Origin of the sequence: Streptomyces sp. NPDC059850 (genome assembly GCF_042731515.1) — a bacterium.
Taxonomy (GTDB): domain Bacteria; phylum Actinomycetota; class Actinomycetes; order Streptomycetales; family Streptomycetaceae; genus Streptomyces.
On the sequence record NZ_JBHWJI010000002.1, the window covers coordinates 49306 to 65915 of the forward strand.

The following is a 16610-nucleotide window of genomic DNA, read 5'->3' on the forward strand; positions in this document are numbered from 1 at the left end:
TGACAGCGTCGAAAGGAGTCACCGATGAGCACCGTGCGGGAGACCGTCGAGGTTGAGGTTCCGCTGCACACGGCCTACAACCAGTGGACGCAGTTCACCGAGTTCCCGCGGTTCATGGAAGGCGTGGACCAGGTGACCCAGGTGGACGACCGTCACAACCACTGGTCGACTTCCATCGCCGGTGTGCACCGCGAGTTCGACACCGAGATCGTCGACCAGCTTCCCGACGAGCGCATCGCCTGGCGGACGACCTCGGGCGATGTCCAGCAGCAGGGCCTGGTGACCTTCCGGTCCCTGGACGCCACCCACACCGAGGTCAATCTGGCCCTGGTCTTCGAGCCGACCGGCATGGCGGAGAAGGCCGCGGACATGACCGGGACGCTCGACCGCCGGATCAAGGGCGACCTGCACCGGTTCAAGGACTTCATCGAGCACCGGGGCCAGGAAGAGGGCGGCTGGCGGGGCCGTATCAGCCCCGGCTGACCGCCTTCGCCCCGGCGTCGGGGGCGTCGGCCGACTATCCGGGTCGGCCGACGCCCTCGCGTACGTCCGGGGGACGGGGGACGCCCTTGCCCGGCCGCCCCGCCGGGCGCAAGCTGGTCGTATGGGGACTCCAGGAGGCCCTACGCTCATCACCTCCGTGCAGCGAGCCTTCCGCCTGATGGAAGCCGTGGGCGCGCATGAGGGCGGTGCGCCCGCGAAACAGCTGGCGCGGGAGGCGGGGCTGCCGCTGGCCACCGCGTACCACCTGCTGCGGACCCTCGTCCACGACGGCTATGTGCACCGGCTGCCCGACGGCGGCTTCGTCGTGGGCGACAAGCTGCACACGCTCCAGGTCGGCAGCCGCGGGCAGGCGCTGCTCAACCGGGTGCGGCCGACGCTGGCCGGGCTGCGGGACGCGCTGTCGGCGGCCGCGTATCTGACCTTCTACGAGGACGGCGAGATCCGGGTCGCGGAGATCGTCGACAGCCCGCGGGCGCCACGGGTGGATCTGTGGGTGGGGTTCGAGGACGCCGGGCACGCCACCGCGCTCGGCAAGTGCGTCCTGCGCGAGCTGGACGACGAGGCCCGCAGCGACTATCTGTCCCGGCATCCGCTCGCCGACCTCACGCCCCGCACCGTCACCCGCCCCGCCGAGCTGCTGCGGCGGCTGGACACCCTGGCCACGGGCGCGCCGGTCACCGACCTGGAGGAGTACGCGCTGGGCACGGTCTGCTTCGCGGTGCCCGTCTACAGCGGGGACCAGCTCGGCTCGCTCGGGGTGTCGATCCAGGCCGGTCAGGCGGACCGGGCCGCCCGGCTGGAGGAGATACGCGAGCGGCTGCTGCCGACGGCCGACCGCGTGACCAGGGGCCTTTCGCTCACTATCTGAAATTCCGGCCCTTGTCGCTCACCGTGAACCGCTGGTTCTCTGGAGATAACGGACATCACGCCGTGCAGACCAGCGAGCGAGCGAGAGAGAGCAGTCGACCCGGACATGATCCAGGCCCGCACCCATCTGGACCAGCCCTATCCCCCCGCGCCGTTCGCGGCCGGGGTTCCCGTACTCATCCTGGGCGTGGTCGCCGTCATCGCCTTCGTCACCGGCGACGGGACGAGCTGGCTGCCGCTGCTCGCCGTCGGCCCCGCGCTGGCCGCCGCCGCGTGCCGCCCCTGGGCAGTGCTGCGGATCGGCTTCCTGGCCGTCGCGCTGGGCGCGGGGCTCGGCGCGTGGCTGGCGGCGCCGGTCCACGGGCAGGCGGTCGTGCTGTCGACGCTCGTCGCCGTGACCCTGGCGAGCTGCCTGGCCAGCGTGTTGCGCAGGCGCCGGGAACGGGTGCTGGCCGCGGTCCGCTCGGTCGCCGAGGCCGCGCAGAACGCGCTGCTGCGGCCGGTGCCCGCGCGGGTCGGCCAGTTCCAGGTGGCGGTCCGCTACAGCGCCGCCGCGGCGGAGGCCCGGGTGGGCGGCGACCTGTACGCGCTGGTGTCCACCCCGTACGGGGTCCGGCTGATCGTCGGCGATGTGCGCGGCAAGGGCCTGCCCGCCGTGTCCACCGCCGCGCTGGTGCTCGGCGTGTTCCGGGAGGCCGCGTACGACGAACCGGACCTGCTGGACGTCGTCGGCCGGATCGAGCGCAGCCTCGCCCGTAACCTCGCCGCCGACGACTTCGTCACCGCCGTCGTCGCCGGATACCCCGCCGAGGGGCGCATGGAGATCGTCAACTGCGGCCACGCGCCGCCGCTGCTGATCGGCCCGGCCGGTGCGGTCGTCCCCGTCGAGCCGGTGCGCCCGGCGCCGCCGCTGGGCCTGGCCTCGCTGGGCGGCGAGGCACCGAGCCTCCAGGTGGTGCCGTTCGCCGACGGCGACCAGATGCTGCTGTACACCGACGGGGTCATCGAGGCGCGCGACGGCGGCCGGGAGTACTTCCCGCTGGTCGAGCGGGTGCCCGGACATGTCAGCGACGAGCCGTCCCGGACCCTGGCCGGGCTGCACGACGAACTGCTGGCGCACGTGGGCGGGCGGCTGCACGACGACGCGGCGCTGTTGCTGCTGCGCAAGCCCGCCGCCGTCTCCAGCGGATCTCCGGCGGTCCGCCAACCGGTCCGCTAGCCGCTCCGTCAGCCGAAGTCGGCGATCAGTTCATGGAAGAGATCGTGCACGGCGTGGGCGGGTTCCGACAGCGGCTGGCTGTCGGACGTACAGAGGCTGAGCTTGACCGGGATGGCCGGGTTCACGATCCGCCGCACCACCAGCTTCTGCACGTCGAGGATCGCGCGCGCCGCCGACCACGGCAGCACCGTCGCCCCCATGTCCGCGCCCACCGCGCTGACCAGCGTCAGGACGGACTCGATCTCGCCGACCACCCGCGGCTGCAGTGAGGCCTGCTGGAACGCCGCGTCCACGACCTGGCGGATGGTGTGGATGCGGCTGGGCAGCAGCAGCTCCACGTCCGCCAGCTCCTCCAGCGGGACGTCCGCGCCCCCGCCCGGCTCCATCGTCCGGCCGGGCGCCGCGATCAGGAACAGATCCTCGGTGCGCAGCGGCTCGAACTGCACGCCCCGCAGCGGCCCCGCCCCGTAGATGAACGCCATGTCCATCCGCCCGGTCATGATCGCCTCGCTGATCACCCCGCCGAAGTTCTCGTTGATGTGCAGGACGATGTCCGGATAGCGCTCGCGCACGCTGGTGAGCAGCGGCAGCGCGAGCGCCGCGCCCATGCTGTACGGGGCCAGGCCCACCGAGACGCTGCCCGCGGGCGCCCGCCCGGACACATCGACGGCGGCCTGCGCCAGCTCGACCTGGCGCAGGATGAGCTGGGCGTGCCGGTACAGCGCCCGGCCCGCCTCGGTCGGCGCGACGCCGCGCTTGCTGCGGATCAGCAGCTGCTGCTTGAAGTGGGACTCCAGCAGGGAGAGCTGCTGGCTGAGGGCGGGCTGCGCGATGTGCAGGATGTCGGCCGCGCGCGTGATGCTCCCGGCGTCGACGATCTTCACGAACGAGTACAGACGCCTGGTGTCCATGCACGGTCCTCCAGCCTCGGGGGGCCCTCATGGTAGGCGCCGTACGACCGCCGGACGGCGTCGAGTGTGGGCCAGGTCATAACCAGCGGCGATTACGTCACACCCAACGCATATTTGCCGCCTTCTCCCGTGCGCATTACGTTCACCGGAACGCGAATTTCTCGTCGCGCAGATCCCTCTAGCGCAGCTCTCCCATGAATGGCGACAACGCCGCTTTCTTTCTTTTTCCGGAGGCACGTCATGAAGCATGCCGTCGATCTCGTGGCCGACCTCGGCGAGGGGTTCGGTGCCTACACCATGGGCGACGACGAGGCGCTGCTGGACGTGCTGACATCGGCCAATATCGCCTGCGGATTCCACGCGGGAGATCCGAGAATCATGGACGCGACCGTCCGCCGCTGCGCCGAAATCGGTGTCTCCGTGGGCGCGCATCACAGCTTTCCCGATCTCGTCGGATTCGGCCGCCGCGCGATGGATCTGACCCCGGACGAGGTCCGCACGGACACGCTGTACCAACTGGGCGCGCTGCACGCCTTCGCGACCGCGTACGGCACCCCGGTACGGCACATCGCGCCGCACGGGCGGCTCGGCAACCTGGTCGCGACCCGGCCCGACTACGCGGAGGCGGTGGCCGGGGCCGTGGCGTCCTTCGACCGGTCGCTGATCGTCCTGGCCCAGGACGGCGAACTCGCCGACGCCGCCCGCGCCCTGGGCCTGCGGGTCGGCATCGTCGGCATCGCCGACCGGGCGTACCGCGACGACGGCACGCTGGTGCCCCGGAGCGAGCCCGGGGCGGTGCTGCACGACGCGGGGGAGATCGCCGAGCGGACGGTCCGGATGGTCACCGAGGGCGTGATCCGCACGGTCGGCGGCCGCGACCTGCCGGTCGCGTGCGACACCGTCCTGCTGCACGGCGACACCCCCGGCGCCATCGCCCTCGCCCGCCGCATCCGCGGTGAACTGCTCACCGCCGGGGTGAAGATCGCCCCGCTCACCGACGTGCTGGACCTCACGGCCGACGGGAGCGCCTGACATGGCGGGCGAGGTCACCATCGCGGACTGCGGCGACTCGGCCGTCGTCGTCAAGGCCACCGGCCTGGCGCCGGACCGGGCCTGGGAGACCGTCCACGCGCTGGCCGACGCGGTCGAGGCCGCCCGCCCCGGCGGGGTGTACGGCATCGTGCCCACGTACGACACCCTGCTCGTCGAGTTCGACTGCGCCACCACCGACCACACCACGCTCCGGCGGCTGCTGCGCTACGAGAGCGGACGGCTCGCCGACAGCCCCCGTCCCGGGCCCGCGCCCCGGCGCTTCGTCGTACCGGTGGTGTACGGCGGCGAATACGGCCCCGATCTGCCCGTCGTGGCGGGTCAGCTGGGGCTGAGCGAGAACGAGGTGGTGGCGCTGCACTCGCGCGCCCCGCTCACCGTCCGCTGCTTCGGAGCCCCGGCCGCCGCCCCGATGATGGACGGCCCGGCGTTCCCCCGGCCGGTGCCACGGCTCGCGTCGCCGCGTACCAGCGTCGTCCCCGGGTCGGTCGCGGTGGCCGGGCGTCAGGCCGTCATCTCGCCGATGCCGTCCCCCGGCGGCTGGCCGCTGCTGGGCCGTACCCCGCTGCGGGTGCTCGACCTCGACGCCCGGCCGCTGACCCCGTACCGGCCCGGGGACACGTTCCAGTTCGTACCGATCGCCCCCGAGCAGTGGGACGAGCACGCGGGCGCACCCCTGGCGGCGTGTCATGACTGACACCCTCACCGTGGACCCCCGCACCGCCACCGGCGCCCTCACCGTGCACCGCGCGGGCCTGACGACCGTGCAGGACCTCGGCCGCTTCGGCCACTCCCGCTACGGCCTGCCGGTCAACGGCGCGCTCGACCAGCACTCCGCCCGCGTCGCCAACGTGCTGGCCGGGAACGACGAGGGCGCGCCGCTGCTGGAGATCACCGCCCTGGACTTCGGCTGCACCCCCTCCACCGACATCCTCATCGCGGTCACCGGCGCGCCCGCCGACGTCACCGTGGACGGTGTGCCCAGGCCGCAGTGGGAACCGCTGCCGGTACGGGCGGGCGAGACCATCACCGTCTCCGGCATCCGGCTGGGCCTGCGCGTCTACCTCGCCGTCCTCGGCTCGGTGGACACCCCGTCCCTGCTCGGCAGCTGCGCCCCCGACACGATCCTCGGCTTCGGGCGCACGCTGCGCGAGGGCGACGAACTGGCGCTGCGGGCCTCCTGCCCGCCGGTCGACCACCCGGTGTTCGGCATTCCGCTCTTCCGGGTGCACGCCCCGGTGGCGCGCTTCGCCGACTCCGGGCCCGACGGCGAGACGTGGACGGTCGACGTGACCGACGGGCCGGACCTCGACGAGTTCGGCGACACCGCCGAGCGGCTGTTCCGGTCGCCGTTCACCGTGACCCCCCGGAGCAACCACATCGGCCTGCGGATGAGCGGCGACGTACCGAGGCGGGTGGCGACCGGCGAGGTGCTCTCGCGCGGTGTGCCGGTCGGCGCGGTCGAGGTGCCCGCGGGCGACGAACTGCTCGTCCTGCACCGGGGCCGCGGCGTCACCGCCGGATATCCGGTGCTCGCCGTGGTCACCGCCACCGGCCTGTCCGCCCTCGGGCAGGCCCGGCCCGGCCAGTCGGTCCGGTTCCGGCACCGGACGGTGGAGGAGGCGGTGGCCGCGTACCGGGCCGAGCGCCACGCCGTACGGGCCCTCGCCGCCCGCGTCCGCACCGTCTTCCAAGAGCTGCGCATCCCCGCCCCGTTCACTCCCTCCCCCGTCTGAAATCCCGTCCCCTTCCCCCGTTGTGAGTGACCCGTCCCCACCTGGCTGACCCCGCCTGCAGAAAAGAGACATCATGACCGCCGTCGCCGCCGCTCAGCCAACCCCCAACGTCGTCGATCCGAGAACCGCGCGGAAGGTGACCCTCGCCGGATGCGTGGGGATCTTCGCCGAGCTTTACGACAACGGCATCTTCGGTTTCATGGCGGGCACCCTGGGTGTCGTCTTCTTCCCCGACGCGTCCAACGCGGTGCAGGTGCAGCTCGTCTTCCTCGGCTACGCCGTCTCGTTCTTCTTCCGCCCGCTCGGCGGCATCATCTGCGGTCACCTCGGCGACCGCATCGGGCGCCAGCGGATGCTCGTCTTCGTGATCATGCTGATCAGCGTGGCGACGGCGGCGATCGGCATGCTGCCGACGTACGCGAGTATCGGCATAGCGGCCCCCATCCTCCTCATCCTGCTCCGGGTGCTCCAGGGCTTCTCCGTCGGCGGTGAGGCGTCGGGCGCGATGAGCTTCCTCGCCGAGCACGCCCCCGAGGGCAAGCGCGGCCTCTACACCAGCTACGCCCAGATCGCCTCGTTCCTCTCGCTGCTCACCGGCACGCTGGTCGCCGCGGGCATGAACAGCGGCCTCGGGTCGGACGCGATGGAGTCGTGGGGCTGGCGCATTCCGTTCCTGCTGGCCGTTCCGCTGGGCGTCGCGGGCCTCTACATCCGCAAGCGCATCAGCGACACCCCGAACTTCAACCGGCTGAAGGAATCGGGCGGGCTGTCGAAGAACCCGCTCAAGGAGGCCTTCACCTCCTCCGAGCACCGTCGCGCGATGCTGCTCGCCCTGTTCATCCCGCTGATGAACGGCTCCGGCTACTACGTGCTGTTCGGCTACATGCCCACGTTCATGAGCACCGAGCTGCACTTCAGCAAGGTGCAGGGGCTGCTCGTCACCTCGGCCAGCCTGGTGGCCATCTCCCTCGCCATTCCCTTCATGGGCAAGCTGTCCGACCGGATCGGGCGGAAGAAGGTCCTGTCGGGGGCCGCGATCGCCATGGCCGCCCTGGGCATTCCCTGTTACCTGCTCATCGGCACCGGCAATGTGGCGCTGGCCGTTATCGGCGCATGCGTGATGGCCGTCGTCTTCGCGGGCCACACCGGCGTCATCCACATCCTGCTGGTCGAACTCTTCCCGACCCGGGTCCGCTACTCCGCCTACGGCCTCGGCTACAACGTCTCCTCGGCGCTCTTCGGCGGGACCGCGCCGCTGCTGATGACGTATCTCATCGCCGAGACCGGAAACGTCAACATGCCCGCCTTCTACGCGGTCGTCACCGCCCTCGGCACGCTCATCGCCGTATCCCGGGTGACGGACAAGGCCCACCTGCCGCTGCGCGACGCGTAGTTCCCCCCCCCCGCCTTTCCCCCATCCCCGTTTCTTCACAGAGGAGCGAAGCCCCCATGCCCTTTTCCGACTACAAGACCGCACTGGTGACCGGTGCCTCCACCGGAATCGGCGCGGTGGTCGTCGAGCGGCTGGTCAAGCAGGGCCTGGAGGTCCACGCCGTCGCCCGCAACGCCGACCGGCTCGACGAACTGGCCCGGCGCACCGGCTGCGTCCCGCACGCCGTCGACATCACCGACACCGCCGCGCTCACCGCGGAACTGCGGGACCTGAAGGTCGACATCCTCGTCAACAACGCCGGGGTGTCGCGCACCGGGAACATCCTCACCGCCGACGAGTTCGCCGTCGACGAGCAGGTCGCCGTCAACATCCAGGCGGTGCTGCATCTGGTGCGGCTCGTCATGCCGGGAATGGTGGAGCGCGACCTCGGCCATATCGTCAACATCAGCTCCATCGCCGGTGTCTACAACTTCGGCGGAAACACCATCTACCACGCCACCAAATCCGCCGTGCACACCCTCTCCCGCCAGCTGCGGGTGGACGGCTACGGGCGCCGGATCCGGGTCACCGAAATCTGCCCCGGGCGGGTCGAGACGGAAATCTTCGGACGGCTGCTCGGCGACATGGAAGAGGCCCAGCGCCGGTTCTACGACGGCTACGAATCGCTCAAGCCGGAGGACATCGCCGACGCCATCGAATTCGCCGTCTCCTCGCCGCGCCACGTCAACATCGGCCATATCGAGATCCTGCCCACCTTCCAGGTGCCGGGCGGGCTCAACTTCGAGCGGAGGGCCGACTGAGATGAGCACCGCACAGCGTGTCGGCCGTATCAAGCCGTCCCCCAGCACCGCGGCCGCCCAGCGGGTCCGCGAACTGAAAGCCCAGGGCCGGGACATCCTCGACCTCACCGTGGGCGAACCCGACTTCGACACCCCGGACCATGTGAAGGACGCCGCCATCGAGGCGATCCGGCAGGGCGTCACCAAATACACCCCGGTCAACGGCACCCCCGCACTGCGGACCGCCATCGCCGACCGGCTCCGGCGGCGCCACGGGCTGGACTACCCCGGCGACCGGATCGCGGTGGGCGGCGGCGGGAAGCAGATCATCTTCCTCGCCCTGATGGCCACCCTGGACGCGGGCGACGAGGTCGTCATCCCGGCCCCGTACTGGGTCTCGTACCCGGACATGGTGCTGGCCAACGACGGCACCCCGATCATCGTGCCCTGCCCGGAGACCGACGGCTTCAAGCTGACCCCCGACCGGCTGGCCGCCGCCCTCACCGACCGCACCCGCTGGGTCGTCCTCAACTCCCCGTCCAACCCGACCGGCGCCGTCTACACGGCGGACGAGCTGCGCGCCCTCGCCGAGGTGCTGCTCGCCCACCCGCACGTCCACGTGCTCACCGACGAGATCTACGACGAGATCTTCTACGAGACGGGCCAGGTCCACAGCCTCGCCGCGGTCGAACCACGCCTGGCCGACCGGGTCTTCTACACCAACGGCGTCTCCAAGACGTACGCCATGACCGGCTGGCGCATCGGCTACGGCGCGGGCAACGCCGAGCTGATCCGGGCCATCAACACCCTCCAGTCCCAGATCTCCTCCTGCCCCTCCTCCATCAGCCAGGCCGCCGCCACCGCCGCGCTCTCCGGCGACCAGTCCTTCGTCCGCGACAGCGTCGCCGTCTACCGAGGCCGCCGGGACACCGTCGTCAAGCTGATCAACGACATCCCCGGGCTGTCCTGCACCCCGCCCGACGGTGGCTTCTACGCCTTCGTCAACTGCACCGGCCTCCTCGGCACCCGCACCCCCTCGGGCCAGGAGATCCGCACCGACGAGGACGTCGCCGCCCAGCTGCTGGAGTCGCAGGGCGTCGCGGTCATCCACGGCGCCGCGTACGGCTCGCCGGGCTACTTCCGCATCTCCTTCGCCACCTCGAACGACGTCCTCACCGCGGCCTGCGAGGCCATAGCCCGCGCCCGCGCTGACCTCTCCTGACCTCCCGAAGGAGCCATCGCCCGCATGATCCGCGTGAACACCGCCTTCACCCGCCCCGATCCGGACCTGGTGAAGCAGCTCAGCGGCTACTCCGCCGCCACCATCCACGAAGCCCAGGGCCGCCTCGGCGCCCTCGACTCGACCATCAAGCCGGTCGACCCCGCGATGTCCCTGTGCGGCCCGGCCTTCCCCGTGGTCTGCGCGCCCCGCGACAACATCATGCTCCAGGTCGCCATCGCCCACGCCCGCCCCGGCGACGTCATCACCGTCTCCGCGGGCGAATACGCCGAGGCGGGCTCCTTCGGCGACGTCCTGGCCAACGCCTGCGTCGCCAAGGGCCTGGGCGGCCTGGTCACCGACACCGGCGTCCGCGACACCCGCGAGCTGCGCGAACTCGGCTTCCCGGTCTTCTCCTACAGCGTCTGCATGAAGGGCACGGTCAAGGAAACCGTCGGCCCGATGGCCGAACCCGTCCTGATCGGCGGCGAGATCATCCGCCCCGGCGACGTGGTCCGCGCCGACGCCGACGGCGTCGTGATCGTCCGCCACGAGGACCTGGCGGACGTCATCGCCAAATGCCAGGCCCGCGTCGAGGCCGAAGACGCCTTCATCGCCGCCTACCGCTCCGGCAAGAGCGTCATAGAGGTCTGCGGCCTCGAACCGATCCTGAAGGCCAAGGGCCTGGTCATCGACTGACCCCGCCACGGCCGCGCACCTGGGTACCCGCACTCATGCGCCCGACCCCGTTGCGCTTCCCGACACGGGTTGCGATCATCCGGTTACGGATAACGCACGGCAGTGGGGGAAGCGGCGGTGGGGCTGCGGGTGGGGCGGCGATTCTTCATAGCGCTCGGCAGCGGGCGGTACTGCCATCTGCCGGAGGAGGAACAGCTGCCCCAAGTGCCCGGCGACGTCGCCGCGATGACGGGGCTCTTCGACGGCTTCGGCTACCAGGCCGTCCTGCCGGGGCTCGGCGAGTACGACGGCGCCGAGCAGATCCGGCAGAAGCTGCGCCACTGGTCGACCGACATCCGGCTCACCCCGGACGACGTGGTGGTCGTGTACTTCGCCGGGCACGGCCTCGTCCACGACCGGGACCGGCACTACCTGCTGTGCTGGAACTCGCAGGACGACGACCCGGCCACCACCGCCCTGGCCACCGAAGACCTGGTGCGCATCCTGTGCCGGGGCGAGCTGCGCCATCTGCTGGTCGTGCTGGACACCTGCGGTGCCGGGGCGGGCAGCGCGGACGCCGCCGGGCTGGCGCTGCAGTCGATCGCGTACCGGAACGGCGGCGCCGCGACCTCGACCGGGCTGTGGTTCCTGGCGTCGGCCCGTCGCAAGGATGTCGCCGAGGACGGCGCCTTCGTGGCGGCGCTCGGCGGGTCCGTGGGGGTCACCACGGAGCGCACCGGGCAGCGTCAGCAGTTCCTCGACCTCACCGAACTGGTGAAGGCGGTCAACGAGCGCTTCGACCACGACGGCCGCGGCCAGCGTGCCGAGTTGGCCAGCGGTCTGGTCACAGGCCTGGCGCCGTTCCTGCCCAACGCCGGGTACCGCGAGGAACTGCCGCCCCTCGGCACCGACCTCGAAGTGCAGCGCCGGGTCTCCGAACGCGACCTCACCGAGCACTTCGGCCCCCGCGCCCGCGGGGTGGAGTTCGAGTCCGAGCAGGGCCTGTACTTCAGCGGCCGAGAGCGGGTGCTGACGGAACTCGTCGCCTGGTTGACCGCCGAACACGGCGACGGCAAGGGCCGGGTCGTGACCGGAAGCCCCGGCTGCGGCAAGTCGGCGGTCCTCGGCCGGATCGTGGCGCCGTCGGACCCCGCGTACCGCGCGAAGTTCGCCCCGGAGGGCGTCGACCCGGCCACGCTGGTGCCCGAGGACTGTGTCACGACCGCGGTGCACGCGCGCCACAAGCGGCTGGAGGAGGTCGTCGAGCGGATCGCGAGCGCGCTCGGCACCCCCGTGGACGGGACGGCCGCGCTGCTCCAGGAGCTGACCCGGCGCGGCCGCCACGGCCCGCCGGTCGTGGTCGTCGTGGACGCCGTCGACGAGGCGGGGTCCGACACCGCCGCCGACGCGGGTGGCCACGGGGAGCCGCGCCGCATCACCCGCGAACTGCTGCGGCCCATGGCGGAGATCCAGGGCGTACGACTCCTGGTGGGCACCCGCCATGAGTTGGTGCAGCCGCTCGGCCCCACCTTCACCTGCCTCGACCTGGACCGCCCCGGCTACCGGGCGGAGGAGGCGGACGTCGCCGGGTACGTCGCCAAGGTGCTCCTCGCCGTGGAGGAGCCGGAGGTCCGTACGCCCTACCGGGACCGGCCCGCCCTCGCGGCGACCGTCGCCCGGGGCGTCGCGCGGAAGGCCGCAGGCGTCTACCTCTACGCCCGCACCACCGCACGCACCCTGCGCTCCGACCGCGCCGCGGTCGACGTGGACCACCCCGGCTGGGCGGACCGGCTGCCCAGCGAGGTCGGGGAGGCGTTCGACGACTATCTGGCCCGGTTCGGCCCGGACGAGCCGCGGGTGCGCCGGATGCTGCTTCCGCTGGCCTTCTCCGAGGGCAAGGGGCTGCCGCGCGGCCAGGTGTGGACGACGCTCAGTTCGCTGCTCTCCGGCACCGACTGCACCGAGGAAGACGTCTCCTGGCTGCTGGACGTCGCCGAGGCGTACGTCGCGGAGGTCATCGACGACGACCGGCGCTCGGTGTACCGGCTGTACCACAAGGCGCTCGCCGAGCATCTGCGCGCGACCGCCGACCGGTCCTCCGACGAGATCCAGAAGTCCGTGGTCGAGGCCCTGGTGTCGGTCGTCCCGGCGCCGGACGGGCGGCCGGACTGGTTCGCGGCACCTCCCTACGTACGCCAGCATCTGGCCACCCACGCCGGGGCGGCGGGCCTGCTCACCGAGCTGATCAGGGACCCCGGTTTCCTGCTGGCCGGGGAACCGCTCGGGCTGCTGCGGGCGTTCGCGTCGATCGACGGTGACGGGCCGCGTCGGGTCCGTACCGCGTACGAGCAGGTCGCGCACCGGCTCACCCCCGACCGCCCGCTCGGCGGCCGGGCGGCCGACCTCCAGCTGTCCGCCCGCCGCTGCCAGGCGGACGAGCTCGCCGATGCCATCGGACGGCTCGGGGTCGCCCTGCCGTGGACGGCCCGCTGGGCGTGGTGGTCGGCCACGGGCGCGCATCGCCTGCTGAGCGGCCACACCAAGGCGGTCGTCTGCGTCGCCACCGGGGACCTCGACGGGCGGCCCATCGCGGTGACCGGCGGCGTGGACGGCACGGCCCGCGTCTGGGACCTCACCAACCAGCGGCAGATCGGCGAACCGCTGACGGTGTCCACCCCGGTCAACGCGGTCGCCATCGGCGACCTGGGGGACTACACGGTCGCGCTCACCGGCGGCGTCGACGGCACGGTCCGGGTGTGGGACCTGTCGGCGGGCCAGGAGTACGGGCAGCCGCTCACCGGGCACACCAACCGCGTCGAGGCCATGGAGATCGGCGCCATCGACGACACGCCCGTGGTGCTGACGGCCAGCCAGGACGGTACGGCGCGGATCTGGGACCTGGCGGGGCGCCGCCAGCTCGGCTGTGACCTGGCCGTCCACAAGCGCACCGTCCTGGACGCGGCGCTCGGCGAACTCGACGGCCGCCCGGTCGCGGTCACCGGCGGCGAGGACAAGACCGTCCAGGTCTGGGACCTGAGCGACGTCCTGGACGGCGGCGACGCCCGCATCGACGGCAGCCCCCTGATCGGCCCAGCCGAGGCGGTCACCGCCGTATGCCTGGGGCGGCTGGACGACCGCACGGTGGCCCTCGTCGGCGACAAGTCCGGCATGCTCAGCCTGTGGGACCTGGCCGAACGCCGCCAGCTCGGCGAACCCGTCACCGCCCACCGCTCCTTGCAGCGCAGCGGCGTCGCCTCCGCAGCCATCGGCGAGTTCGGCGGCCGTACCGTGGCGCTCACCGCGGGGGTGTGGGATACCCGGCTGTGGGACCTGCGCACCCTGCGCCAGCTTGGCCACTCCCTGCGCGGCCATGTGGAGGACATCACCGCCGCCGCCCTCATCGGTGGCGGCGCACGCTTGGCCGTCACGGTTAGCCAGGACCGCACCGCGCGCATCTGGGACCTGTCGGCCGACCAGCCGGCCGAAGGCCACACCGGCCGGGTGTCCGCCGTCGCCTTCCGCGACGTACGGGGCCGTCCGCTCGCCCTCACCGGAGGCCAGGACGGCACCGCCCGGCTGTGGGACCTGCGCACCCGCGCCCAGGCCGGACGGCCCATGGAGGGTCACCGGGGGCAGGTGCTCGCCGTCGTCCTGGAGCGGATCGACGGCCGCCCCGTCGCCGTCACCGGCGGCTCCGACACCACGGTCCGGCTCTGGGACCCGCTGCGCGGCGAACCCCTGGGCGCGCCGCTGACCGGCCACACCAATGTGGTGCGCTGTGTGGCCACCGGCACCCTGGCCGGGCGGCAGGTCGTCGTCAGCGGCGGCGAGGACGGCACCGTGCGTATCTGGCACGTGGCCTCCGGCGAGCCCGCGATGCCGCCGCTGGCCGGACACATTGGCGGCGTCGGGCACTTGGCTGTCGCGGGAACCGCCGGAGGCATGGAGATCGCCATCGCCACCTCGCTCGGCCATGCCTATGTGTGGCGGCTGGACGGTACGGGAGCCGGTACGCCGACCGCGCCCTACGCGCACGTCAATGTGGTGGACCTGATGCCGAACGCGCGGGCGGTTGGGGTGGCGTTCCACGGCAGTCGTCCGGCCGTACTGTCCAGCTCCGAGGCCAACGGTCTGTCCGTGCATGACATCACGACCCGTGCTGCGGTCGGCGGACCACTCCTCGGCCACACCGGACACGTACTGGCGGGCACGCTGGTACAGATCGGCGGACGCACCCTGGTGGCGTCCACCGGCTACGACGACTGCGCGCGGGTGTGGGACCTGGACACGGGCACCGAACTGGGGGCGCCGCTGGAGGGCGCCACAAGGCTGAGCGGGGCGCCTCCGTCCGCCCCGGCCCTCGGATTGGTGGGCGGAACCCCGATGGCGGTCACCGCCCTCTCCCAGGAGGTACGCGTCTGGGACCTGACCACCATGCGCCCGGTCGGAGAGCCGCTGTGCGGACTGGCGCAGAGCCTGGTCTCGGCGGACATCGTCCCGGCACCGGGCGGCGGGGCGGTCGTCGTCACCGGCAGCCTGGACGGCACGGTGCGCACCCACGACCTGGACGACGGACGTCAGACGGCCCCTCACATCACGTCGGCCTCGATGTCCGTCAGCTGCGCCGCCTCCGCCCGGGTGGACGGCGATACCGTCGTCGTGCGTGGCGGCTGGCAGGAGGCCGACATGTGGGGTCTCACCCCCCGGCGCCGCATGGGCAGGCGCTCCGGCACCGCATGGAAGGTGTGCCTGTGCACCCTGGACGGCAGGGCCCTGGTGGTGTCAGCCGCGGCTGATCACACCCTGCACGTCTGGGACCTGCGCGCCCAGACGAGCTTCTGCCCGCCACTGACCGGCCACACCTCGTATGTGGAAGCCCTGCGGACGGGGGCGGCCGACGGAGTCGACGTGGTGGCCAGCGCCTCCCTCGACGGCACCGCCCGGCTGTGGAACCTCCAGACGGGTGAGCCCTTCACGGAACCGTTCACCGGTCACCCCATGGGCGCCCTCAGCGTCGACTTCGTCCCCCACCTGGGCCCCAACGCCCTCGTCGTCGGCACGGGCGATGGCCACCTGCGCTTCTGGGACGTGGCAGCCCGCTCCGACCTCGGCATCGACCTGGAGCCCTTCCCCTCCGGCGTCCTGGCGATCGAGGCTGCGGACATCCGCGGCGTACCGATCCTGGTCGCCGCCGACCGCTTCGGCCTGGTCCGCGTCTGGGACCTGCGGTCCGCCTCCTGGACGGCCGAGATCGACATCGGCAGCAGCATTCGGGACCTGGCCGTCGGCGGCGGACAGCTGTGTGTCGCCACCCACATGGGCGCCGTCGTCCTCGGCCTCACCACCCCCACCGGCGAGGAGAACGCCACCCCGTGACCCGCGTCGTACTCGTCCACGGCATCGCCCAGCAGGTGAAGGGCGCCGAGACGCTGCTCGCCGACTGGTACCCCGCCCTGTGCGACGGCCTCGCCCTCGCCTCCGGCCCCCGCCCCGAGCCGTACGAGGTCGCCATGGCCTTCTACGGCGACCTTTTCCGCCCCGCGGGCCACCGCGGCCTCGGCCTCGGCGTCCCCGAACTCGACGCGTCCGACGTCGAGGAGGGCCTGGAAACCGACCTCCTGCTCGGCTGGTGGCATGCCGCCGCCCAGCAGGACCCGCAGGTCACCGGGCCCGAGGCGACCACCCGCCTGCGCACCCCGTATGCCGTGCAGCGCGCCCTGAACGCGCTCAGCCACTCGGCGTTCTTCGCCGGGCTCAGCGAACGGCTCATGATCGCCAGCGCCCGTCAGGTCCGCCGCTACTTCACCGAACCCGACCTCCGCGCCCGAGTCCAGGACCGCCTCACCCGCACCGTGACCGCCGACACGGAGGTCATCGTCGCCCACTCCCTCGGTACCGTCGTCGCCTACGAAACTCTCTGCGCCCACCCCGAGTGGTCCGACCTGCACCTCATCACCCTCGGCTCCCCGCTCGCCGTCCCCCGCCTGGTCTTCGACCGCCTCCTGCCCCAACCCGCCCCGCACCCCCGCTGGCCCGCCCCCGTCACCCGCTGGACCAACATCGCCGATCGCGCCGACGCCGTGGCCCTCACCAAAACTCTCGCCCCCGCCTTCGGGGCTCGCGTCACGGACCACCTCGTCCATAACGGCCCCCAGGCCCACGATGTCCGCCCGTACCTGACGGCCCGCGAAACCGGCGCGGCCGTCGCCGGGGCGCTGACGGTGTAGCGCGGGCTCGCACAGGACAAGGTCGTT

General features: G+C 72.2%; 13 protein-coding genes. 12 read left to right on the forward strand and 1 reads right to left on the reverse strand.

Going from position 1 to position 16610, the window contains the following annotated elements; translation table 11 throughout:
- Positions 1-24 precede the first annotated feature (24 nt).
- The 3 genes from ACFV9T_RS02180 (at position 25) to ACFV9T_RS02190 (ending at position 2590) form a co-directional block, all read left to right on the forward strand.
- Complete coding sequence (locus tag ACFV9T_RS02180; protein WP_385436179.1) at positions 25-483, forward strand: SRPBCC family protein; 459 nt, start codon at positions 25-27, stop codon at positions 481-483.
- A gap of 121 nt (positions 484-604) precedes the next feature.
- Positions 605-1372: an IclR family transcriptional regulator gene (locus ACFV9T_RS02185; RefSeq protein ID WP_385436180.1), complete on the forward strand. Its 768-nt coding sequence runs from the start codon at positions 605-607 to the stop codon at positions 1370-1372.
- Between the two features lie 105 nt (positions 1373-1477).
- Complete coding sequence (locus ACFV9T_RS02190; RefSeq protein ID WP_385436181.1) at positions 1478-2590, forward strand: PP2C family protein-serine/threonine phosphatase; 1113 nt, start codon at positions 1478-1480, stop codon at positions 2588-2590.
- 8 nt (positions 2591-2598) lie between these two features.
- On the opposite strand, the gene nac is transcribed toward ACFV9T_RS02190, so the two are convergent.
- A complete protein-coding gene (gene nac, locus ACFV9T_RS02195; protein WP_385436182.1) occupies positions 2599-3501 on the reverse strand; it encodes a nitrogen assimilation transcriptional regulator NAC in 903 nt (300 codons plus the stop codon).
- A gap of 240 nt (positions 3502-3741) precedes the next feature.
- Here nac and ACFV9T_RS02200 point away from each other — a divergent pair, with 240 nt between their 5' ends.
- The 9 genes from ACFV9T_RS02200 (at position 3742) to ACFV9T_RS02240 (ending at position 16583) form a co-directional block, all read left to right on the forward strand.
- Complete coding sequence (locus ACFV9T_RS02200) at positions 3742-4533, forward strand: LamB/YcsF family protein (RefSeq protein ID WP_385436183.1); 792 nt, start codon at positions 3742-3744, stop codon at positions 4531-4533.
- 1 nt (position 4534) lies between these two features.
- Entirely contained in the window at positions 4535-5248 is a 714-nt protein-coding gene (locus ACFV9T_RS02205) for an allophanate hydrolase subunit 1 (RefSeq protein WP_385436184.1), read from the forward strand.
- Positions 5241-6287 carry a biotin-dependent carboxyltransferase family protein gene (locus ACFV9T_RS02210; RefSeq protein ID WP_385436185.1) on the forward strand — a complete coding sequence of 349 codons (1047 nt, stop codon included), beginning with the start codon at positions 5241-5243 and terminating at the stop codon, positions 6285-6287. Before ACFV9T_RS02205 ends, ACFV9T_RS02210 begins: the two co-directional genes overlap by 8 nt.
- Before the next feature lie 73 nt (positions 6288-6360).
- Positions 6361-7680 carry an MFS transporter gene (locus tag ACFV9T_RS02215; protein ID WP_385436186.1) on the forward strand — a complete coding sequence of 440 codons (1320 nt, stop codon included), beginning with the start codon at positions 6361-6363 and terminating at the stop codon, positions 7678-7680.
- A 56-nt stretch (positions 7681-7736) separates the two neighbouring features.
- Positions 7737-8480 carry an SDR family oxidoreductase gene (locus tag ACFV9T_RS02220; protein WP_385436187.1) on the forward strand — a complete coding sequence of 248 codons (744 nt, stop codon included), beginning with the start codon at positions 7737-7739 and terminating at the stop codon, positions 8478-8480.
- Position 8481: 1 nt separating this feature from the next.
- Positions 8482-9681: an aspartate transaminase gene (locus ACFV9T_RS02225; RefSeq protein ID WP_385436188.1), complete on the forward strand. Its 1200-nt coding sequence runs from the start codon at positions 8482-8484 to the stop codon at positions 9679-9681.
- 24 nt (positions 9682-9705) lie between these two features.
- Positions 9706-10377, forward strand: a complete 672-nt coding sequence (locus ACFV9T_RS02230) for a 4-carboxy-4-hydroxy-2-oxoadipate aldolase/oxaloacetate decarboxylase (protein ID WP_385436189.1) — start codon at positions 9706-9708, stop codon at positions 10375-10377.
- Between the two features lie 102 nt (positions 10378-10479).
- Positions 10480-15732, forward strand: a complete 5253-nt coding sequence (locus ACFV9T_RS02235) for a caspase family protein (protein WP_385436190.1) — start codon at positions 10480-10482, stop codon at positions 15730-15732.
- The gene (locus tag ACFV9T_RS02240; RefSeq protein WP_385436191.1) at positions 15729-16583 is read left to right on the forward strand and encodes a hypothetical protein; all 855 of its coding nucleotides are present in this window, start codon (positions 15729-15731) and stop codon (positions 16581-16583) included. The genes ACFV9T_RS02235 and ACFV9T_RS02240 overlap by 4 nt, the downstream gene beginning before the upstream one ends.
- The last annotated feature ends 27 nt before the right edge of the window (positions 16584-16610 follow it).